This is a genomic window from Ensifer sp. NM-2 (assembly GCF_003024455.1).
Classification (GTDB): Bacteria; Pseudomonadota; Alphaproteobacteria; order Rhizobiales; family Rhizobiaceae; genus Ensifer; species Ensifer canadensis.
In genome coordinates this window covers 226,953-247,722 of the sequence record NZ_PVZR01000008.1, presented here as the reverse complement: position 1 = coordinate 247,722, position 20,770 = coordinate 226,953, and the positions used below count along the sequence as shown (strand labels likewise).

Sequence of the window (20,770 nt, the reverse complement as noted above, 5' to 3'; positions counted from 1 at the left end):
GAGATTACTCGACGATCGAAGCAACGATGCCGGCGCCGACGGTACGGCCACCTTCGCGGATAGCGAAGCGCAGCTTTTCTTCCATCGCGATCGGAACGATCAGCTCAACGGCAACCGTGACGTTGTCGCCAGGCATAACCATTTCCGTGCCTTCCGGAAGCGTAACGATACCCGTCACGTCCGTCGTGCGGAAGTAGAACTGCGGACGGTAGTTCGTGAAGAACGGCGTATGACGGCCGCCTTCTTCCTTCGTCAGGATGTAGGCTTCGGCCATGAACTTCTTGTGCGGCTTGACCGAACCCGGCTTGCACAGGATCTGGCCACGCTCAACGCCGTCACGGTTAACACCACGGATCAGCGCGCCGATGTTGTCGCCGGCCTGGCCCTGGTCGAGCAGCTTGCGGAACATTTCAACGCCGGTAACCGTCGTCTTCGACGTGTCGCGGATGCCGACGATTTCAACTTCTTCGCCAACCTTGACAATGCCGCGCTCAACGCGACCGGTCACAACCGTACCACGGCCCGAGATCGAGAACACGTCTTCGATCGGCATCAGGAACGGCAGGTCGATCGGACGCTCAGGCGTCGGGATGTAGGCGTCAACAGCGGCCATCAGCTCGCGGATCGCGTCTTCGCCGATCTTCTTGTCCGAATCTTCAAGAGCAGCAAGTGCCGAACCCTTGATGATCGGAATGTCGTCGCCCGGGAATTCGTAGGACGACAGCAGTTCGCGAACTTCAAGCTCGACGAGCTCGAGAAGCTCGGCGTCGTCAACCTGGTCGACCTTGTTGAGGAACACGACGATCGCCGGAACGCCAACCTGGCGAGCAAGCAGGATGTGCTCGCGGGTCTGCGGCATCGGGCCGTCAGCAGCCGAGCAAACCAGGATCGCGCCGTCCATCTGCGCTGCACCGGTGATCATGTTCTTGACGTAGTCGGCGTGGCCGGGGCAGTCGACGTGCGCGTAGTGACGGTTCGCCGTCTCATACTCAACGTGAGCCGTCGAAATCGTGATACCACGGGCCTTTTCTTCCGGAGCAGCGTCGATCTGGTCGTACGCCTTGTACTCGCCGAAGTACTTCGTGATCGCTGCAGTCAGCGACGTCTTGCCATGGTCAACGTGGCCAATCGTGCCAATGTTAACGTGCGGCTTGTTGCGCTCAAATTTGCTCTTTGCCATGGGTACGTTTCCTGTGGTCAAGTATGATTGATCAGCCGGCGGGGCCGGTTTGTGGAGCCGTTTAAGGGTTTCAAGGGATTTGCGCAAGACTTAATTGCGTACGCCCGGACCGGCCACGGCCGCCTTTTCCTACCTCATGTAAGAATGGCGCATCGAAGATGCAAGCCGGGCAGATTCCCGAATCACTTCGTCGCGTGACGAAAGAACAAACAACAGCTTACGATGAGCAGTTGAAGCGTCGCATTAAAAAGGAGAAAACGTCAGCGCGCTGCTGGAGCGGGTAGCGGGAATCGAACCCGCGTATTCAGCTTGGAAGGCTGCTGCTCTACCATTGAGCTATACCCGCGGGCCTTCGATCCAGAAGCAGAATGGTGGAGGGAGTTGGATTTGAACCAACGTAGGCTGAGCCAACGGATTTACAGTCCGTCCCCTTTAACCACTCGGGCATCCCTCCATTATTCTGTCGGGATCAAGTCGACCAAGCATTTGAGATCGTGAGACATCCAGCGATTTGTCGTTGCCGCCTCTCGATCTGCGCCGGGTATATGACGGCCCGCCTTGCTCCTGTCAACACGCCAGAACGGAAAATTTGTGAAATTCTCCACAGGTCCGCTTTGTCCACCACTATCGAATTCCGTTCCCAGGCCAAGCGAAGCGCTCTATAAGGCAGGCATGAGCAAAGATGATACGGGCGACAAGAGCGCCAAGAACACCCATTACGCCACTCTCAGACGCGCCCACCGCGACGCCAAGCGCGAGCGCGGAGAAATTCCGACGCCAAAGCAGGATCGCTGGCGCAAGCAGCCGGGCGACTGGAAGCCGCCCGTGCTCGCACCCGAACAGGTGCTGCTCTATGGCCTGCATACCGTTCGCGCGGCACTCGACAACCCGGCGCGCAAGATCGTTCGCCTGTGCGTGACCCAGAACGCTGCGACGCGTCTGGAGCTCGGCGAGTTCTCCGAACTTCCCTTCCCGGTCGAGACCGTGGCGCCGCAGGACCTCGACAAGATCCTCGGGCCCGACGCCATTCACCAGGGCGTGATGCTTGAAACCAAGCCGCTGCCGCTGCGCAAGCTCGAGGCACTCAGCGAATCCAGGCTCATTCTCGTGCTCGACCAGGTCACCGATCCGCACAATGTCGGCGCGATCATGCGTTCGGCCGTTGCGTTCGATGCTGGCGCCTTGATCACCACCATCCGTCACAGCCCGACCGAATCAGGCGTTCTTGCGAAATCAGCCTCCGGCGCCCTGGAAATGATCCCCTATATCCAGATCACCAATCTCGCCGACACGATCGACGAACTGCACCGCCTCGGCTTCCACACGATCGGGCTCGATTCGGAAGGACCGGCCCCGCTCGAAGGCACCTTCGCCGGCGACAAGGTCGCGCTGGTGCTTGGTTCGGAGGGCAAGGGTCTCAGGCAGAAGACACGGTCGACCGTCAAGGCGCTCGCCCGCCTCGACATGCCCGGCGCAATCAAGTCGCTGAATGTGTCGAATGCGGCAGCGATCGCCATGTATGCGGCGCGTCAGTTCCTGAGCAAATAAGACGGCCGGTCGTTAAGATCGCCAAACACCTGTGAAGCTCTCCGGCTACTTGAAGCCGGAGAGGCTAGCCCGCCGAATAGAGCCATTGATTGGCGATACCGGAAGCATCCGCGGGTGTCTACCTCGACGCTGGGGAACCGATCCCCGTGTAGCAGCTGCGATGCACGCCATTGCTGTCGTCAGAAACGCGTCGCTATATCTTCGTCAACTCGAAGCCATAGGCTCTGATTGCTCGCCGTCGGGCATCCGTCGCGAAGCTTCTTCCAGGTGGTGACGTTGAGGTTCATCTCGCAGCGCGCAAGATAGGAAATGCCGCCGACGCGCAGGCAGGCGATCTGCCCGAGCTCGTATTTCGAGCCATCGCGATTGCGGCAGGTGCAGCGCGTGTCCGGCGGCGACGCATACCCGACATCGGCGGCCACCAGCGCGACCACCGCAGCGATGACAGCCAAGGGCCTTCTCCGCCGGTCTTTCATGAGCGCATCATAATACAGATCCGCTGACACGAAAACGGACAATGCCGGCTGCATGCTCAACCGGCACCGTCCGCAATGGGGCCAACGCCCCTTCATCGGACCACTGACGTGATCCGATGAACTCTTGTTTTAGCTGGCCAGACGAAGGACAGTGCCTTCGGCAATGGTCTTTTCTGCCTCGGCGATCGCGAACTGCTTGGAGTCGGCGCTGAGGTTCAGGCCCTCGGCGCGCACAAATTCGACGTCTGTGATACCGAAGAAGCCGAAGACCGTCTTCAGGTAGGATTCCTGATGATCCATCGCCGAAGCCGGGCCGGCGGAATAGTGGCCACCGCGGGTCGAAGCAATGATAACCTTCTTGCCCTTGGCGAGGCCTTCCGGGCCAGATTCGGTGTAACGGAAGGTCTTGCCGTTCACGGCGAGACGGTCGATCCAGGCTTTGAGCTGGCTCGGAATGGAGAAGTTGTACATCGGCGCGCCGACGATGACAGTGTCGGCAGCCAGGAATTCTTCGAGCATCTCGCGGCCGATCTTGACTTCGGCAGCCAGGTCGGCGTCAACACCTGCGAGATCGGCAGGCGCCATGATCTGTGCGCCGGTCAGATGCGGGATCCGGCTGGTGGCGAGATCGCGGTAGGCAACTTTGGCATCCGGACGGTCTGCCTTGATCTGAGCGGTGATCGCCGCCGTCAGGCGACGGGAAACGGAGTGATCACCCAGAATACCGGAGTCGATGTGAAGGACGTTCATGTGAAGCACCTTTGTGTTGGCGTTGCGGTGCATCACATATGATTGGAAAACAATCGCGCGATAAGTCAGCGGTTATTTGACATACTGTTTCCGGATAGAAACAGTGAGACCGCGATCGGCGATGGGAGACGGAAATAGATGCAGGACCTGAACGACCTCGCCCTCTTCGCGGCCGTCGTGCGCAACAACGGCTTCAGTGCCGCGGCGCGTGATCTGAATATCCCCAAATCCAAGCTCAGCAAACACGTGGCGCGCCTCGAAGAGCAGCTCGGCGTCCGGCTGCTGGAGCGTTCGACGCGCAAGCTTCGCGTTACCGAGATCGGACGCGTCTTCTACGAACATTGCCAGAGCCTGCTCGATGGCGTTGCCGTGGCAGAGGCCGAGATCGCCGCCGTCAAGGCCGAGCCGACCGGTACGGTCAGGCTCGCCTGCCCGCTCGGCTTCACGCCGATGCTCGCCGACATCCTGCCTGCGTTCCATCGCCGTTATCCCGGCGTTCGCCTGCTGATTACTGCCACCAACCGGCGGATCGATCTGATCGAGGAAAGGATCGACGTGGCGTTGCGCGCCCGCGATCAACTGGACACCGACAATCAGCTGATCATTCGCAGGTTCGGAGAAGTGCGCCAGAGGTTGGCGGCGAGCCCCACCCTGCTCACCCGCTTCGACGACGTCACCATCGAAAATCTCAACGAGATGCCGACACTGTCGATGAACGAGCAGCACGCCACCGACGTCTGGCGCCTCGTCGATAGCGAAGGCAACACCACCGAAATTTCGCACCGGCCGATCATCGGCTGCAGCGATTTCCTCATCCTCGAGCGCGCAGCGATCGAGGGCATGGGCGTAGCGTTGCTGCCCGACCACATCTGCGAACGCGCCTTCCGCGCCGGCGTGCTTGCCCCGGTGCTGCCAGAATGGAGCTCGGGCGACGTCGTCGTCCACCTCGTCTTCCCCTCACGCCACGGCATGCTGCCGGCGACGCGCGCCCTGATAGACTACCTCGCCGACAATTTGCTGAACGCCCTGCAAAAATGCAGAGAGATCACGCCCCGGGGCGCTGGGACGTTCGATATCTGAAACGCTGTGCCAACCGGCCGACAAGTCGCGTGGTGCCTGGCCGCAATAGCGGTGATTTCGCCAAAAAGCACACGACCGCCTCATGAGGCGGTCAAAAATCCAGCAAGTAATTGAAAAAGTGGTGCCCCCACCAGGACTCGAACCCGGGACCCCCTGATTACAAATCAGGTGCTCTACCAACTGAGCTATAAGGGCACTTTCAGCGGTGGGAGTTATCATAATCTCACAGCGTGTAAAGCAAAATTGCGAATTCTCCCAATTTTTCAGATGCGTTTAGGGTCAGGCCGTGCCAGAAACGAAGCCTAGGCTCGGCCACCGCGGCGATGCTCAACATGTTGAACGGACTGAAAATTCATGGCTCGCACGTTCACTTCCCTCGCATTCCTTGCCTCTCCAGCGGAAGAGGCGCAAAAGGCGGCGGCTGATCTGAAGGCCATCTACGGCGATCATGAGGCCGACAAGGCCGACGTGATCGTCGCGCTCGGCGGTGACGGCTTCATGTTGCAGACGCTGCACCAGACGATGAATTCGGGCAAGCTCGTCTATGGCATGAACCGGGGGTCTGTCGGGTTCCTGATGAATCGCTACAGCACCGAAAATCTGACGGCGCGCATCTGCAATGCCGTCGAGAATGCCTTTCACCCGCTGGAGATGCAGACCACTGACGGTGAAGGCGCGACATTCACGGCGCTCGCCATCAACGAGGTCTATCTGTTCCGGCAATCCTACCAGGCAGCCAAGCTGCGCGTCGTCATCGACGGCAAGACCCGGCTCGAGGAATTGACCTGCGACGGATTGCTGCTGGCCACGCCCGCCGGCTCCACCGCCTATAATCTCTCGGCCCATGGTCCGATCCTGCCGCTGGAAGCCCCTCTTCTGGCGCTGACGCCCGTCAGCCCGTTCCGTCCGCGGCGGTGGCGCGGCGCCCTGCTGCCAAACCATGTCACCGTCGAGATCGAAATCCTCGAGGCCGACAAGCGCCCGGTCAACGCCGTTGCCGACCACCAGGAGGTCAAGTCGGTGGCGAAGGTGCGTATCGCCGAATCGGAAAACATGACCGCCCGCATTCTCTCGGATCCCGATCATTCCTGGTCGGACCGCATCCTGGCCGAGCAATTTTCCAATTGAGCCGACGTTCTGAACGCGCGATATGGTATGATTTCCGCGATCGCCGGATCATCGGCGAAGGACCAATTTTGCAGCCAGCGCCGCGTCGCAGTTCGAACGGGAAATCAAAAGCAATGCACAAGCCTCTCCTCCTTGCGCTTCTTCTCGCCATGGCCGGCGCGAACGCCCATGCCGAGGATGCGAGCGTGGTTTCGCCCGAAGTGACCTTTGTCACCAGCACAGGCTACTGGGAAGAAAGCGGCGATCGGCTTTCGGCGCTGGACCCGAACGGCACGCAGGCGGAAGCAACCACTAAGCCGAAGAGTGCCGAAGGCGCACGGCGCGGCTACTACAAGCTGATCGCGCTGCGGCAACAGGACGGCACCGCACATATTCACCTGCAGCAGATCGAGGCGACGCCCGCTGGGCCGGAAGTCGTCTCATCCGCCGAACTCGAGGAATTCTCGTCGCTGAGGGCTTATGTCACGGACATACGGCCGGAAACATCCACAGGCGTGACCGCGCAGCCCGGCATGTTCGCGACCGTTTATCTGAAGACCGACCCTGCCGCCCGCGAGCCGGAGAGTTGGACGGTCCTGATCGACGATCTCGGCGACATCAAGGTCGAGCGGGCATCGAACTGAAGCGCATCGCGATCTCCAATGACCGCGCGCACTTTGCGTGCCACGCTCTAAGCCAAAAACAAAGGCCGGATGAAAACACCCGGCCTTCTTCGTCCCGTACGTCCTACGTCATGCCGGCACACGAGCGCCGAGCAGTGCCAGACTAGTTCAAATCATCCACGACGGCATCAGCACCACCGCTGACGCGGTGGGCAAGGGCTGCCTCCATGAACTCGTTCAACTCGCCGTCCAGTACATCACCCGGCGCCGTGCTTTCGACGCCGGTGCGCATGTCCTTGACCAGCTGGTAGGGCTGCAGCACGTAGGAGCGGATCTGGTGGCCCCAGCCGATATCGGTCTTCGATGCTGCTTCGGCGTTGGCCGCGTCTTCGCGCTTCTTCAACTCGGACTCGTAAAGGCGGGCGCGCAGCATGTCCCAGGCTTTGGCCCGGTTCTTGTGCTGAGAACGTTCTTGCTGGCACTGTACGACGATACCGGAAGGCATATGCGTGATGCGCACCGCAGAGTCGGTGGTGTTGACGTGCTGGCCGCCGGCGCCCGACGAGCGATAGGTGTCGATACGGCAATCGCTCTCGTTGATGTCGATCTGGATCGAGTCGTCGACAACCGGATAGACCCAGATCGAAGAGAACGACGTATGGCGACGCGCGTTGCTGTCATAGGGCGAGATGCGAACCAGGCGGTGGACGCCCGATTCGGTCTTCAGCCAACCATAAGCATTGTGGCCCTTGACGAGCAGTGTGGCCGATTTGATGCCAGCCTCTTCGCCGTCCTGAATTTCCATCAGTTCGACCTTGTATCCCTGGCGCTCGGACCAGCGGGTGTACATGCGCAACAGCATGTTGGCCCAATCCTGGCTCTCGGTGCCGCCGGCACCGGAATGCACTTCGAGATAGGTGTCGTTCTGGTCCGCTTCGCCGGACAGCATCGCCTCGACCTGCTTCTTGGCCGCTTCATTGCGCAGTTCGCGCAACGCCTGTTCGGCGTCGGCAACGATGGCGGCATCGCCCTCTTCTTCACCGAGCTCGATCAGTTCGATGTTGTCGCTGAGCTGCTGCTCGAAACGGCGCAGGCCGTTGATGCCATCGTCGAGTTGCTGGCGCTCGCGCATCAGCTTCTGCGCTTCGGCCGCATCATTCCAGAGCGACGGATCTTCCGCCTTGTTATTCAACCAGTCCAGTCGTCTTACCGCCTGATCCCAGTCAAAGATGCCTCCTCAGCAGGCTTATGGCCTGCTTGATTTCGTCGACAATGTTCTCGATTTCGCTGCGCATGATCCTGCTTCTTGTGAACCCGATTTAACGTGAGCGTCAAATAGCGATGCCCGCCGCTGATGTAAAGGCGGCGGGCATCGGGAGACTGGGAAAGGGCCTAGAACAGGCCGTTGGAACCGGATGTGACAGCCTGGTTTGCCTGCGGGGAATTCTTCAAAATTTCCTCCGGCGGCACGTACTGGTCGAGGCCGCCGATGACCGAGAAGGTATCGGCCGGGCCGGTGCCAGGCTTGAAGGCTTCGATGATCGTGTCCGGCTCGCCCTCGTAGGCCGCCATGCCGGTCTTGCGGTTGACGGCGATCATGTTCATGCCTTCCGGCACCACGAACTTGCCCGGGCGCGAACCCTTGACGGCTTCCTGCATGAAATTGTTGAAGATCGGCACGGCAAGGCTGCCACCTGTCGCGCCGCGACCGAGCGGGGCCGGATTGTCGAAGCCGAGGTAGAGGCCGGCGACGAGATCAGGCGTGTAGCCGACGAACCAGGCGTCCTTCTCGTCGTTGGTGGTGCCGGTCTTGCCGGCAACAGGGCGATCGAGCGTGATCTTGCCGGCGGCGGTGCCACGCAGGACCACCCCCTCCATCATCGAGGTGATCTGGTAGGAGGTCATCGGGTCGAGAACCTGTTCGCGGTTGTCGGTCAAGACAGGTTCTTCCTGGTTGCCCCAATCAGCCGCGTTGCAGTTGTCGCAGGTCCGGTCTTCATGACGGAAGATCGTCTTGCCGTAGCGGTCCTGGATCCGGTCGATCAGCGAAGGCTTGATCTGCTTGCCGCCATTGGCAAGAACCGAATAGGCCGAAACCATGCGCAGCACCGTCGTTTCGCCCGAGCCCAACGACATCGCCAGCAGCGGTGGCATCTTGTCGTAGATGCCGAAGCGTTCGGCATATTCGGCAACGATGTTCATGCCCATGTCGTTCGCAAGGCGAACCGTCATCAAGTTACGCGATTTCTCGATGCCGAGGCGCAGCGTCGACGGGCCGGCCGAGCCGCCGCCATAGTTCTCAGGGCGCCAGACCTGGCCACCGGCAACGATTTCGATCGGCGCATCGAGAATAACGGATGCGGGCGTATAGCCGTTGTCGAGCGCAGCAGCATAAACGAACGGCTTGAACGAGGAACCCGGCTGGCGCATCGCCTGGGTCGCGCGGTTGAATTCCGACTGACCGTAGGAAAAGCCGCCGACCATCGCCAGCACGCGGCCGGTCTGCGGATCCATCGCGACGAGGCCACCCTGGACCTTCGGCGGCTGACGCAGGCGGTATTCACCCTTTTCTGCCAACGGCTCGACATAGACGACGTCGCCCGGGCCCAGCACACCTTCAGGCGACTTGGCGGATTTGCGTTCGCCAGCGGCCGAGCGATAGGCCCACTGCATGTTCTTTGCGGAGATATGACCGGTCACGCGTTCTGCGATGATCTTGCCGGAGGCTTCCTTGTCCGGCTGGATGCCGATCTCGACACCCTGACCATCGGCCGAAAGCACGACAGCGAGCTTCCATTCCGGCACGTCGGCCAAGGACACGACCTTGCCGAGCGGCTCGCCCCAGTCGCCGCCGATCTCGATCGACTTGACCGGACCGTGGAAACCGCGGCGTTCGTCATAGCTGAGCAGCCCGTCTTGCAGCGCCTTGCGCGCGGCGATCTGCATGCGCGGATCGAGTGAGGTACGGACCGAAAGGCCACCTTCATAAAGCGCGTTGTCGCCGTACTTCTGAATGATCTGCCGACGCACTTCCTCGGCAAAGAAATCGGATGCGAAGAGATGTGCGCCACCGCGGCGAGGATTGACGCCGAGCGGCTGCTTCTTGGCGTCTTCGCCGTCGGTCTTGGTGACGTAGCCGTTCTCGACCATACGGTCGATGACCCAGTTGCGTCGCTCGATCGCAGCATCCACCTTGCGGAAAGGATGGTAGTTGGCCGGACCCTTCGGCAGAGCCGCAAGGTACGCAGTTTCTGCGATGGTCAGTTCTGTCACCGATTTATCGAAATAGGTGAGTGCTGCACCGGCGATGCCATAGGAATTGAGGCCGAAGAAGATCTCGTTGAGATAGAGTTCGAGAATACGGTCCTTGCTATAGGCCTGCTCGATACGGAAGGAGAGGATCGCTTCCTTGACCTTGCGGTCGATCGTCTGGTCCGACGAAAGCAGGAAGTTCTTGGCCACCTGCTGCGTGATCGTCGACGCGCCGACGGGGCGGCGACCCGATCCGAAATTCTGGAGATTGACGGTGATGGCACGCGCGAGACCGGTGATGTCGACGCCCGGGTGCTGATAGAAGTTCTTGTCTTCGGCCGAAATGAATGCCGCCTTGACACGGTCCGGGATCGCCTGGATCGGCAGATAGAGACGCCGCTCGCGGGCGTACTCCGCCATCAGCGCGCCGTTACCGGCGTGAAAGCGCGTGGTGACCGGCGGAGAATACTTCGCCAATACCTCGTAATCCGGCAAATCTTTGGTGACGCTGCCGAGATAGATGGCAACGGCCGCGGCGACACCGAGCAGCAAGAACGCACCAATGCCGAAGAAATATCCAATCAGTCTGATCATCAGTCAGATACCGGTACCTTATTATCGTCCAATCGCCAGGCCGCAAAAGCCAATCGAGACGCTTCCCGTCCCAACGGTCCGCATTTCGTCGGCCTGGCCAAACGCTTCTATCAGAAATCGTCTGGCATTGCGGCTACACGCGCCCACCCAGTTCCTCATATGGCGAGGGCCACCGGGCATCAACACTGTTTCCCAACAAATCCGGGCGCAATTCGGGTTAGGTCCCGGATTGTGCGTAAAATAGGGCTTGTTTCCGATTATCGAGTGCGCATCCTGTTGAAAAGCATATCGCTGTTACCGAGGCGACACAAATCACATCGTATGCTGCGCCGTCAAACAGATCATCGCGACCGGATCTCAGCCGCCGTTTGCGACAGCCTGTTCGCGGTAGCGCTTCACGGCAACGGCGAGCAGGCCGGACACTTTCTTGCGCCATTCCGGATCGAGCAGCAGCTTCTCATCGTCCTTGTTCGACATGAATCCGAGCTCGAGCAGGATCGACGGAACATCCGGCGCCTGCAAGACACGGAAGCCCGCGTGACGGTGCGGATTGTTGATGAGGTTGATCTGCCCCTCGAAGGACGACACGACAGTGCGTGCCATGTTGACCGAGAAAGCCTGGGTCTCGCGGCGCGTCAGGTCGATCAGGATATCGGCGACTTCGGCCGGCTCGCTCTGGAGCGGTACGCCAGCGATCTCGTCCGAAAGGTTTTCGCGCTGCGCCAGGTCGGCCGCCAGATGGTCGGACGCCTTGTCGGAAATCGTATAGACGGTGGCGCCGCGAATGTCCTTCTGTCTCAATGTGTCGGCATGGATCGAAATAAACAGATTGGCGCCTTTGTTGCGGGCGATCTGCACGCGTTGCGGCAGCGACAGGAAAACGTCCTTGTCGCGGGTCAGAAAAGCTTCGATGCCGCCTTCGCGGTTGAGCGTGGCGACAAGCTCCTGCGCGAAGGCAAGCGTGACATGCTTTTCCTCGGTCTTGGTGCCGCTGCCGATCGCGCCGGTGTCGATACCGCCGTGGCCGGCATCGATCGCAATCACGAATGCACCGGTCTTTTGCGCAGGTGCAATTGTCGGCCGATCCGTTTTTGCCGAGACCACCGAGCCCGTCCACTGCTGATCCCCAAGAAGCGCGTCGAACCGGGTTTGGTCGACCTTCTCGGCATCGATGACCAGGCGATAACTCTTACCGCCCTCTTGCTCGATGACTTCGGCATGGGTGACCGCTACCGGCCCCTTTGCCGACAACACGAGGCGAGAACTGCCGGCGCCCATGCCGCCATAGCGGATGGCCTCGAACAATCCCCGCGGCTCGAGGCTCTCGGCCTTCAGGCCAAAGGCGGTTTCCGGCAGATCGACGACGACACGCACGGGGTTTGCCACATAATGAATGGAAAAGTCGGGTTTGCGGTCGAACTCGACCACGACACGTGTGCGCGCGTCGTCACCGGCAACCCGTGCGCCGAATGCCAGAAACGGTGCCGACTCGGCGGCGTATGCTATCGGTCCGGTCATCATCAAGACGCCTGCAACGAACACTGAAGCCGTGACGCCCGCGCCGCCGCGCAGCAGTGTCGACAACAGTGAAGCGTGCATATGATTAGCCGAAGGCTTCACCCGGTCTCTCCGTCAATCCACGAAATTCGAGCGGTCAAAGCGCCGGGCGTCCGCCCACACATACCGCGACATCCCTTGATCAATGAACCCTTATGGTTAACCAAAGCTTGACAGCGCTCCTTACGCAACGCGGCCAAGGCATATGATTCGCCGTTCCCCGACCTACTCTACCGGGGCAAGCGAATCGATCATTATTGTGGCGGCACAGGCTTTTCCCTTGCCAATGTGACATAGAAAACATAAAAGCATCACAAGGAGAAAGTGTTGACGGGATAGAATCGTGGGCCGGGCAGCCGGAGCTTTCCAGAGCTTGGCGCCAGGGAGTGATCGAGCCGGAATTGCCGGTTGCAACCGTATCATCTTTCCGCGGCCGCAAGGTGTTCATCCGCCGTCGCTGCATTTCCTCCCCGTACACTGGATCGTAAATTTCCGGCGGTGGCCGGAGTTCTTAGCGGTGATTTTTCACCGGCAAGCCCGCAAGCGGGCGCATTCATCGGGTCTTTATGAGACCTTTGACATTGGCATTCTTGTTTGGTCATTGATGTTGACTCAGCGGTATCGGTCAGAAGTAAAGAGGCCCCGGAACGTAACCGTTCCGGCTGCCATCTGGCTGCTGCACCATCACCTGCACCAGACAGGACCTTTCACATCCGGCGCAACCTCTGACGCGAGTGGCAGTCTTCCCATGGAAGAACGTCTGCCGCCCGTTCCGTTGTCGCGCCGAGGAGCACAACTTAGATGGCAGAGAAAATGCTTATCGATGCGTCTCACTCTGAAGAGACGCGCGTCGTTGTCGTTCGCGGGAACCGCATAGAAGAATTCGACTTCGAATCGGAACACAAGAAACAGATCCGCGGCAACATCTACCTGGCAAAGGTAACGCGAGTGGAGCCTTCGCTCCAGGCGGCCTTCGTCGACTACGGCGGCAATCGCCACGGATTCCTGGCCTTCGCCGAAATCCATCCCGACTACTACCAGATCCCCCTCGCCGACCGTCAGGCGCTGTTGAAGGCGGAAGCCGAAGAAGCGCGCCGCGACGACGATGTCGAGCACGTTGAGACGGCAACGCCGACCCAGAGCGGGCTCAGCGTTCCGGTCGATCTGGAAATCGCCGCTGAAACGGAAGTCGTCACCGAGACGGCAGCCGAAGCTGTCGTCGAGGTCGATGCGCCCGCCGAGAAGCCCAAGGCAAAGCCGAAGCGCCCACGCCGCACCAAGGCGAGAATCGCCGAAGAGGCCGCTGCAGCTGCAGCGACCGAAGAGGCCGATGGCGGCGAAGAAAGCAATGGTGGCGAGATGGCCGCCATGGTCGACACCGATTCGGTCTCGGAAGACGTCGACAGCCGCCGCCGTCGCGATGACGACGACGATGATGACGACAACCACGACGGCGAAAAGGAAATTATCGAGTCGGTCGGCGCCGAAGACGCGATGGAAGAGGTTCCGGATCGTCACGTCCGCAAGCCGCGCAAGCAGTATCGCATCCAGGAAGTCATCAAGCGTCGCCAGATCCTGCTCGTTCAGGTCGCCAAGGAAGAGCGCGGCAACAAGGGCGCAGCGCTGACGACCTACCTGTCGCTCGCCGGTCGCTACTCGGTGTTGATGCCGAACACGGCCCGTGGTGGCGGCATTTCCCGCAAGATCACCAACCTGCAGGACCGCAAGCGCCTGAAAGAAATTGCGCGTGGCCTCGAAGTGCCGCAGGGCATGGGCGTCATCCTGCGCACGGCCGGTGCCAACCGCACCAAGGTCGAGATCAAGCGCGACTTCGAATATCTGATGCGCCTTTGGGAAAACGTCCGCACGCTGACGCTCAACTCCACGGCCCCCTGCCTCGTCTACGAGGAAGGCAGCCTGATCAAGCGCTCGATCCGCGACCTCTACAACAAGGACATCAGCGAGATCGTCGTTTCCGGCGAGGAAGGCTACAAGGAAGCCAAGGGCTTCATGAAGATGCTGATGCCGAGCCACGCCAAGGTGGTCCAGCCGTACCGCGACGTGCATCCGATCTTCTCGCGCTCCGGTATCGAGGCGCAGCTGGACCGGATGCTGCAGCCGCAGGTGACGCTGAAGTCGGGCGGCTACATCATCATCAACCAGACGGAAGCCCTGGTTTCGATCGACGTGAACTCCGGTCGGTCGACCCGCGAGCATTCGATCGAGGACACGGCGCTTCAGACCAACCTGGAAGCCGCCGAAGAAGTGGCCCGTCAGCTGCGGCTTCGCGACCTTGCTGGCCTCGTCGTCATCGACTTCATCGACATGGAAGAAAAGCGGAACAACCGCTCTGTCGAGAAGAGGCTCAAAGATTGCCTGAAGAACGATCGTGCCCGCATCCAGGTCGGCCGCATCTCGCACTTCGGTCTGCTCGAAATGTCGCGCCAGCGCATTCGCGCTTCGGTGCTCGAATCGACGATGCAGACCTGCCCGCATTGCAACGGCACGGGTCACGTCCGCTCGCAGTCTTCGGTCGCGCTGCATGTCCTGCGCGGTATCGAAGAGCATCTGCTCAAGAACACCACCCACAACATCACCGTTCGCACGATCCCCGATATCGCGCTCTATCTGCTCAACCAGAAGCGCGCCACGATCATGGATTACGAACAGCGCTTCGGCGTCTCGATCATCATCGAGGCTGACGCCCATGTCGGCGCGCAGCATTTCGCGATCGATCGCGGCGAGCCGGTCGAAAACCCGGTCAAGATCGAACAGATTCTGCACTTCGAGCCCGAGCCCGAAGAAGACGATGACATCGTGATCGAAGAGGATCTCGACGAGGAAGAAGCAGAAGAAGTCGTCGTCGAACAGCGCCAGGAGCAGCCGAAGGCTGCGGCCCAGGCCGACGATCAGAACGGCCGCAAGCGCAAGCGTCGTCGCCGCCGTCGCGGCAAGGGCAGCCAGCAGGCGGAAGGTGCGACCGCACAGGACGCCGATGCGACTGAAGATGCCGATGACGCATCCGAAAGCGATGCCGACGAGGACGAAAACGATACGGATGCGCTGACCGCCGATGGCGAACAGAAGCGCAAGCGTCGCCGTCGCGGCAAGCGCGGTGGCCGTCGCAACCGACCAGAACTCGGCGAAGGTGAAGTCGAAGGCGAGGAGCAGGCTGCTGCATCCGGCGACGGCGAAGCGGGCGAGCAAGGCGACGCGGAAGCACCCGTAGAAGCCGAGGTCGAAGCGGTAGCCGTCGTTGCCGAAGCCGAGACCGTCGCGGAAGCGGTGGAACCGGTCGTCGAGAAGGCCGCCAAGCCGAAGCGTACACGCAAGAAGGCCGTCAAGGCTGAGGAGCCTGTCGTCAGTGCCGACGAGGCAGCACAGACCGCGGTCGAAGCACAGCCGGAAGCGGCTGAGCCGGTGCCGGCAGCAATCGAAGAAACGGCCGCTGACCTCGAAGAAGGCAAGCCTGCTCGAGCGAACCGCGACCTTTCGACGATCGCATCGGAACCGGTGCTGACCTCGACGGTCACGAACAAGAACGAAGGCACCGAAGAAGACCAGTCCAAGCCCAAGAAGGGCGGATGGTGGCAGCGCCGCGGCTTCTTCTAAGCCGCGCCTGAACTTCGGACGAACAGAAAAGCCCGGACCTTGGTCCGGGCTTTTTTCGTTTCCGTTTGGAGACAATCGAAAGCGTGTATTCGCTGCGAGTTTGAATCAAGGGCTTCGCAAAAAGAGTCCGGAAAAGGCCGCAACTCGATGAAACCACAGAGGATCAGGCGATCCAGCGGGCGATCCGCTCCATCGCTTCGGTCATGTCGGCTATCGATCCGGCATAGGAGAACCGCATCGTACGATGCCCTTCAAGCGGATCGAAATCGAAGCCGGGCGTTGCCGCCACGTTGATTTCCGCCAGCATCCGCCGGGCAAATGCCATGCTGTCATTGGTGAAGCGACTGACATCCGCATAGGCATAGAAAGCGCCATCCATCGGTGACGCGATCGAAAAGCCGATCTCCGGCAGGCGCTTCAACAGCATATCGCGATTGGCCGCATAGGCCGCCTTGTAGCCATCGAGCTCAATCTGCGCACCGAGCGCCGCCTCCGCCGCGATCTGCGACAGCTCCGGCGGCGAAATGTAGAGGCTCTGGGCGATACGCTCAAAGCCGCGAACCTGCAGTTCCGGCAGCACCATCCAGCCGATACGCCACCCGGTCATGCAGTAGTATTTGGAGAAGGAGTTGATGACGAAGACGTCGTCGGTCACCTCCAGTGCACTTGCCTCTTCACCGGCGAAGGTCAGCCCATGATAGATTTCGTCGGAGATGAAGGCGATGTTTTCGGCGCGGCAGTAGTCGGCAAGCGCCTTGAGCCCCGCTTTGCCCGTGACCGTTCCTGTCGGATTGGCCGGGCTCGCCAGAAGCACGCCCTTCAGCGGGCGCCCGATCTTCGCGGCAGCACGCGCCAGGTTTTCCGGCGTCAGCGTGAAGCCGCTCTCGGCATTGGCCTCGACCTCCACGACCGTCAGGCCGAGCGCTGCGAGAATGTTGCGGTAGGCTGGATATCCGGGTCGCGCGATTGCGACGCAATCGCCGGGGTCGAAAAGCGCGAGGAAGGCAAAATTGAACCCGGCTGACGACCCGGTGGTCACGGCAATGCGCTGCGGGTCAAGCGCTATACCGTGGCGCTTTTGATAGTGCCGGGCGATCGCGGTTCTGAGAGACAAGGTGCCAAGTGCGTCGGTGTAGCCGAGCCGGCCATGCTCGAGCGCCTTGCGCGCCGCATCCAAAGCCGCCTTCGGCGCAGGATGCGCCGGTTGGCCGACAGCCATCGAAATCACCGGATGGCCGGCGTCGCGTCGGCGCGTTGCCTCGGCCAGCACGTCCATGGCATGAAAGGGTTCGATAGCACTGCGGTTCGACAATTCTACCAAGGTAATATCCTCAAGAAGCGGCCTATACCAACCTGCGCTGATATTGACCTATTGTTTGGGACCGTGTGCGGTCATCCGGGCGGGAGCGTACCGCCGAGCGATGCCTTGGCATCGGTCGAGGATTGTGAAGCTGCCGTGGCCGGCACAAGGCCCGCCCGAAGGGCCGGGCGCTTCTGGCCTCCGGATAGCGTCGACAATCCTCACCGGACCACATGGTGTCTCCTCGCCAGAAACCAAGATCGCTCCGACGCAATGGGTCAATATCAGCACAGATTGGTACTACATGCCGCCCCCTTGCCCGATCGTTTAAAGCTTCACAAGTGCGCGAGCGCCGTATTTCCGCCGATTTTGCCGTTTCGTTTCGCCGGAGCCCACCCTATGCTGCCCGCGTGTTGCGGTGTTGGAGATTCCTGTTGTCTTTTACAAGCGCGCATTGACGCCGTATCGCGACATGGACGACAGACAGGGCAGGCAGAGACAACGAGGTAGAAATGAATTTCAGCACGAAAATGATTGCCGCCGGAACGCTCGCCGCGTTCATGGCAGGGGTCAGCTTGCCGCAAAGCGCACTCGCGCTCGACCAGAAACAGAAGGAAGAGTTTGGCGCCTTCATCAAGGAATACCTGCTCGCCAATCCGGAAATCATGCTCGAAGTCCAGGAGGCGCTGGCTACAAAGCAGCGCGCCAAGCAGCAGGAAGCAGCTGAAGGTGCGATCGCCGAAAACAAGAAGGCGATCTTCAACTCAGACTACGACATGGTACTCGGCAATCCTGATGGAGACGTCACCGTCGTCGAGTTCTACGACTACAACTGCGGCTATTGCAAACGTGCGCTGACGGACATGGACGAGATCCTGTCGAAGGACAAGAACATCCGCTTCGTGCTGAAGGAATTGCCGATCCTCGGCCCGGATTCGCTGGCTGCCCACAAGGTCAGCGCTGCATTCCGTCTCGCCGCGCCGGAGAAGTACGGCGAGTTCCATCGGGCCCTGCTCGGCGGCGAGGACCGCGCAACCGAGGAAACGGCGATTGCCGTTGCCGGCAAGCTCGGCGTCACCGAAAAGCAGCTGCGCGCCAAGATGGAAAAAGAGCCGCATGATGCCGCGGTACGCGAGGCCTACACCCTTGCCAACGATCTCGGCATCACCGGCACGCCCTCCTACGTGATTGGCAACGAGGCGGTGTTCGGAGCCGTCGGTGCCGAGGAAATCAGCACCAAAGTGTCCAATATGCGCAGCTGCGGCAAGACCGCCTGCTGACCGCCTGCATTGGCCGTCCCGTCCCAACTGTGGACAAATCCCGCGAGGACCCAAAGGGCTTTTCCTCGCGGGACCATCAGTCTATAGGTAACCCTCTATCACTGGACCGGAATCCCGCATGCCCACCAAAATTTTCGTGCTGAACGGCCCCAACCTCAATGCGCTCGGCAAGCGCGAACCGGGGATTTATGGCGGCCAGACACTCGCCGACATCGAGGCGATGTGCACCACGGAAGGCAAGACGCTGGGACTGGAGGTCGATTTTCGGCAATCCAACCACGAAGGCACGCTTGTGGACTGGCTGCATGAGGCCGGCGAAAAGGCGGCGGGCGTCGCTATCAATCCGGCAGCCTACGGCCATACGTCGATCGCGCTGCACGATGCCATCCGCGCAATCGGCATCCCGGTGGTCGAACTGCATCTTTCCAACATCCACGCGCGTGAAGAATTCCGCCACAAGTCGATGATCGCCCCGGCGGTCAAAGGCGTCATCTGCGGTTTCGGCGCGCAGAGTTACATTCTGGCGCTGCATGCGCTAAAGAACCTGACAGAAACGTCGAAATAAAAAGAACACGAGGCTCATATCCCATGGCTGACAAGAAACCCGGTATCGACCAGGCGCTGATCCGCGATCTCGCCAATATCCTGAACGACACGGATCTCACCGAGATCGAAGTGGAGCAGGAAGACCTCCGCATCCGCGTATCGCGCGCCGGCACGCCGGTCGCCATGTCGATGCCGACCTACCAGGCCCAGCCGGCCGTCCACGCTGCGCAGCCCGCTGCAGTTGTCGCTCCGGCCGAGACCAGCCGCAATTCCAAAAACGCCTTAACGGCTCCGATGGTCGGTACGGCCTACCTCGCGCCGGCCCCAGGCGCCCGCCCGTTCATCGAGGTCGGTACCGTGGTCAAGGAAGGTCAGACGGTCCTGATCATCGAAGCGATGAAGACCATGAACCAGATCCCTGCCCCGCGTTCGGGCAAGGTGACCGAAATCTTCGTCCAGGACGCAGCCCCCGTCGAGTATGGCGAGCCGCTGATCGTAATCGAATAAGGCGGCGCTGCGATGATCTCGAAAATTCTCATTGCCAATCGCGGCGAAATCGCCCTTCGCGTACTGCGCGCCTGTAAGGAACTCGGCATCGCGACGGTGGCCGTCCATTCCACGGCTGACAGCGACGCCATGCATGTGCGTCTGGCCGACGAAAGCGTCTGCATCGGTCCTCCGCCGTCGCGCGATAGCTATCTGAACATTCACCAGATCGTCGCCGCCTGCGAAATCACCGGCGCTGACGCCGTGCACCCGGGTTACGGCTTCCTGTCGGAAAACGCCAAGTTCGCCGAAATCCTCGACGCCCACGACATCACCTTCATCGGTCCGACGGCGGAACATATCCGCATCATGGGCGACAAGATCACCGCCAAGAAGACGGCGCAGGAACTTGGCATCCCCGTGGTTCCGGGCTCCGACGGCGAAGTGAAGCCTGAGAACGCCCTCGAAGCCGCGCGCAAGATCGGCTTCCCGGTTCTGATCAAGGCGACCGCCGGCGGCGGTGGCCGCGGCATGAAAGTCGCCAAGACCGAGGCTGACCTCGACGAGGCCGTGTCAACCGCTCGTTCCGAGGCGCTTGCGGCCTTCGGCAATGACGCTGTTTACATGGAGAAGTATCTCGGCAAGCCGCGCCACATCGAAATCCAGATCGTCGGCGACGGCGAAGGCAATGCGATCCATCTCGGCGAGCGTGACTGCTCCTTGCAGCGGCGCCACCAGAAGGTGTGGGAAGAGGCAAACTCCCCTGCCCTCAACGTCGAGCAGCGCATGAAGATCGGCCAGGTTTGCGCCGATGCGATGAAAAAGCTGAAGTACCGCGGCGCAGGCACGATCGAGTTCCTCTACGAGAATGGCGAGTTCTATTTCATCGAAATGAACACCCGCCTCCAGGTGGAGCATCCGATCACCGAAGCGATCACCGGCATCGACCTGGTGCACGAACAGATCCGCGTCGCATCGGGTGGCGGGCTTTCGGTCAAGCAGGAAGACATCGTGTTTTCCGGCCACGCGATCGAGTGCCGTATCAATGCCGAAGATCCGCGCACCTTCGTCCCCTCGCCGGGCACAATCACGCATTTCCACGCACCGGGCGGTCTCGGCGTTCGCGTCGATTCTGGTGCCTATCAGGGCTACCGTATCCCGCCTTACTACGACAGCTTGATCGGCAAGCTCATCGTCCATGGCCGGACCCGTGTCGAATGCATGATGCGCCTTCGTCGCGTGCTCGACGAATTCGTCATCGATGGTATCAAGACGACGCTGCCGCTGTTCCAGGACCTGATCAACAATCAGGATATCGCGAACGGCGAATACGACATCCATTGGCTGGAGCACCATCTGGCCACGACGTCCGAATAGGA

General features: G+C 60.6%; 16 protein-coding genes and 3 tRNA genes. 9 read left to right on the top strand and 10 right to left on the bottom strand.

Going from position 1 to position 20,770, the window contains the following annotated elements:
* Nucleotides 1-4: 4 nt before the first annotated feature.
* From tuf to C6558_RS18295, 3 genes are all read right to left on the bottom strand, one after another.
* Nucleotides 5-1,180 carry an elongation factor Tu gene (gene tuf / locus C6558_RS18305; RefSeq protein WP_025426651.1) on the bottom strand — a complete coding sequence of 392 codons (1,176 nt, stop codon included), beginning with the start codon at nt 1,178-1,180 and terminating at the stop codon, nt 5-7.
* 272 nt (nt 1,181-1,452) lie between these two features.
* A tRNA-Gly gene (locus C6558_RS18300) sits at nt 1,453-1,526 on the bottom strand.
* A gap of 23 nt (nt 1,527-1,549) precedes the next feature.
* Nucleotides 1,550-1,634: transfer RNA gene (locus C6558_RS18295), tRNA-Tyr, on the bottom strand.
* A 218-nt stretch (nt 1,635-1,852) separates the two neighbouring features.
* On the opposite strand from C6558_RS18295, the gene C6558_RS18290 reads away from it, so the two are divergent.
* Nucleotides 1,853-2,728 carry an RNA methyltransferase gene (locus C6558_RS18290; RefSeq protein WP_025426650.1) on the top strand — a complete coding sequence of 292 codons (876 nt, stop codon included), beginning with the start codon at nt 1,853-1,855 and terminating at the stop codon, nt 2,726-2,728.
* 179 nt (nt 2,729-2,907) lie between these two features.
* On the opposite strand, the gene C6558_RS18285 is transcribed toward C6558_RS18290, so the two are convergent.
* Complete coding sequence (locus C6558_RS18285; RefSeq protein WP_025426649.1) at nt 2,908-3,204, bottom strand: hypothetical protein; 297 nt, start codon at nt 3,202-3,204, stop codon at nt 2,908-2,910.
* A gap of 129 nt (nt 3,205-3,333) precedes the next feature.
* Complete coding sequence (locus C6558_RS18280; protein WP_025426648.1) at nt 3,334-3,954, bottom strand: FMN-dependent NADH-azoreductase; 621 nt, start codon at nt 3,952-3,954, stop codon at nt 3,334-3,336.
* Between the two features lie 138 nt (nt 3,955-4,092).
* Between C6558_RS18280 and C6558_RS18275 the strand changes: the two genes are divergently transcribed.
* Nucleotides 4,093-5,034, top strand: a complete 942-nt coding sequence (locus C6558_RS18275) for a LysR family transcriptional regulator (protein WP_025426647.1) — start codon at nt 4,093-4,095, stop codon at nt 5,032-5,034.
* Nucleotides 5,035-5,153: 119 nt separating this feature from the next.
* On the opposite strand, the gene C6558_RS18270 is transcribed toward C6558_RS18275, so the two are convergent.
* Nucleotides 5,154-5,229: transfer RNA gene (locus C6558_RS18270), tRNA-Thr, on the bottom strand.
* A 159-nt stretch (nt 5,230-5,388) separates the two neighbouring features.
* Between C6558_RS18270 and C6558_RS18265 the strand changes: the two genes are divergently transcribed.
* Nucleotides 5,389-6,162 (top strand): NAD kinase, encoded by a 774-nt coding sequence (locus C6558_RS18265; protein WP_057211412.1) that lies wholly within the window; start codon nt 5,389-5,391, stop codon nt 6,160-6,162.
* Between the two features lie 113 nt (nt 6,163-6,275).
* Nucleotides 6,276-6,785: a hypothetical protein gene (locus tag C6558_RS18260; protein WP_025426645.1), complete on the top strand. Its 510-nt coding sequence runs from the start codon at nt 6,276-6,278 to the stop codon at nt 6,783-6,785.
* Between the two features lie 142 nt (nt 6,786-6,927).
* Here the strand turns inward: C6558_RS18260 and prfB are convergent.
* The 3 genes from prfB to C6558_RS18245 form a co-directional block, all read right to left on the bottom strand.
* Nucleotides 6,928-8,059, bottom strand: a protein-coding gene (prfB, locus tag C6558_RS18255; protein ID WP_107027587.1) for a peptide chain release factor 2 whose coding sequence is annotated in 2 segments (ribosomal slippage) — nt 6,928-7,989 and nt 7,991-8,059 — 1,131 coding nt in all. Because the reading frame shifts where the segments join, the coding sequence is not laid out codon by codon here.
* A 97-nt stretch (nt 8,060-8,156) separates the two neighbouring features.
* Nucleotides 8,157-10,610 carry a penicillin-binding protein 1A gene (locus tag C6558_RS18250; protein ID WP_025426643.1) on the bottom strand — a complete coding sequence of 818 codons (2,454 nt, stop codon included), beginning with the start codon at nt 10,608-10,610 and terminating at the stop codon, nt 8,157-8,159.
* Between the two features lie 357 nt (nt 10,611-10,967).
* Complete coding sequence (locus C6558_RS18245; protein WP_225906184.1) at nt 10,968-12,131, bottom strand: N-acetylmuramoyl-L-alanine amidase; 1,164 nt, start codon at nt 12,129-12,131, stop codon at nt 10,968-10,970.
* Between the two features lie 837 nt (nt 12,132-12,968).
* On the opposite strand from C6558_RS18245, the gene C6558_RS18235 reads away from it, so the two are divergent.
* Nucleotides 12,969-15,779, top strand: a complete 2,811-nt coding sequence (locus C6558_RS18235) for a ribonuclease E/G (protein ID WP_084814296.1) — start codon at nt 12,969-12,971, stop codon at nt 15,777-15,779.
* Between the two features lie 163 nt (nt 15,780-15,942).
* Here the strand turns inward: C6558_RS18235 and C6558_RS18230 are convergent, their stop codons facing one another.
* Nucleotides 15,943-17,055: a pyridoxal phosphate-dependent aminotransferase gene (locus tag C6558_RS18230; protein WP_371412278.1), complete on the bottom strand. Its 1,113-nt coding sequence runs from the start codon at nt 17,053-17,055 to the stop codon at nt 15,943-15,945.
* A gap of 536 nt (nt 17,056-17,591) precedes the next feature.
* Here C6558_RS18230 and C6558_RS18220 point away from each other — a divergent pair.
* The 4 genes from C6558_RS18220 to accC all read left to right on the top strand — a co-directional run bounded on the left by C6558_RS18220 (nt 17,592) and on the right by accC (nt 20,768).
* Nucleotides 17,592-18,359 carry a DsbA family protein gene (locus C6558_RS18220; RefSeq protein ID WP_025426639.1) on the top strand — a complete coding sequence of 256 codons (768 nt, stop codon included), beginning with the start codon at nt 17,592-17,594 and terminating at the stop codon, nt 18,357-18,359.
* A gap of 118 nt (nt 18,360-18,477) precedes the next feature.
* The gene (gene aroQ, locus C6558_RS18215; RefSeq protein ID WP_025426638.1) at nt 18,478-18,924 is read left to right on the top strand and encodes a type II 3-dehydroquinate dehydratase; all 447 of its coding nucleotides are present in this window, start codon (nt 18,478-18,480) and stop codon (nt 18,922-18,924) included.
* 23 nt (nt 18,925-18,947) lie between these two features.
* The gene (accB, locus tag C6558_RS18210) at nt 18,948-19,412 is read left to right on the top strand and encodes an acetyl-CoA carboxylase biotin carboxyl carrier protein (RefSeq protein WP_025426637.1); all 465 of its coding nucleotides are present in this window, start codon (nt 18,948-18,950) and stop codon (nt 19,410-19,412) included.
* Between the two features lie 12 nt (nt 19,413-19,424).
* Complete coding sequence (gene accC, locus C6558_RS18205) at nt 19,425-20,768, top strand: acetyl-CoA carboxylase biotin carboxylase subunit (RefSeq protein WP_025426636.1); 1,344 nt, start codon at nt 19,425-19,427, stop codon at nt 20,766-20,768.
* Nucleotides 20,769-20,770: the final 2 nt, after the last annotated feature.

Excerpts from the sequence above, each read along its gene's own strand:
- tuf (WP_025426651.1), bottom strand. The coding sequence starts at position 1,180 with ATGGCAAAGAGCAAATTTGAGCGCAACAAGCCGCACGTTAACATTGGC.
- C6558_RS18290 (WP_025426650.1), top strand. The coding sequence starts at position 1,853 with ATGAGCAAAGATGATACGGGCGACAAGAGCGCCAAGAACACCCATTAC.
- C6558_RS18285 (WP_025426649.1), bottom strand. The coding sequence starts at position 3,204 with ATGAAAGACCGGCGGAGAAGGCCCTTGGCTGTCATCGCTGCGGTGGTC.
- C6558_RS18280 (WP_025426648.1), bottom strand. The coding sequence starts at position 3,954 with ATGAACGTCCTTCACATCGACTCCGGTATTCTGGGTGATCACTCCGTT.
- C6558_RS18275 (WP_025426647.1), top strand. The coding sequence starts at position 4,093 with ATGCAGGACCTGAACGACCTCGCCCTCTTCGCGGCCGTCGTGCGCAAC.
- C6558_RS18265 (WP_057211412.1), top strand. The coding sequence starts at position 5,389 with ATGGCTCGCACGTTCACTTCCCTCGCATTCCTTGCCTCTCCAGCGGAA.
- C6558_RS18260 (WP_025426645.1), top strand. The coding sequence starts at position 6,276 with ATGCACAAGCCTCTCCTCCTTGCGCTTCTTCTCGCCATGGCCGGCGCG.
- C6558_RS18250 (WP_025426643.1), bottom strand. The coding sequence starts at position 10,610 with ATGATCAGACTGATTGGATATTTCTTCGGCATTGGTGCGTTCTTGCTG.
- C6558_RS18245 (WP_225906184.1), bottom strand. The coding sequence starts at position 12,131 with ATGATGACCGGACCGATAGCATACGCCGCCGAGTCGGCACCGTTTCTG.
- C6558_RS18235 (WP_084814296.1), top strand. The coding sequence starts at position 12,969 with ATGGCAGAGAAAATGCTTATCGATGCGTCTCACTCTGAAGAGACGCGC.
- C6558_RS18230 (WP_371412278.1), bottom strand. The coding sequence starts at position 17,055 with ATGGACGTGCTGGCCGAGGCAACGCGCCGACGCGACGCCGGCCATCCG.
- C6558_RS18220 (WP_025426639.1), top strand. The coding sequence starts at position 17,592 with ATGAATTTCAGCACGAAAATGATTGCCGCCGGAACGCTCGCCGCGTTC.
- aroQ (WP_025426638.1), top strand. The coding sequence starts at position 18,478 with ATGCCCACCAAAATTTTCGTGCTGAACGGCCCCAACCTCAATGCGCTC.
- accB (WP_025426637.1), top strand. The coding sequence starts at position 18,948 with ATGGCTGACAAGAAACCCGGTATCGACCAGGCGCTGATCCGCGATCTC.
- accC (WP_025426636.1), top strand. The coding sequence starts at position 19,425 with ATGATCTCGAAAATTCTCATTGCCAATCGCGGCGAAATCGCCCTTCGC.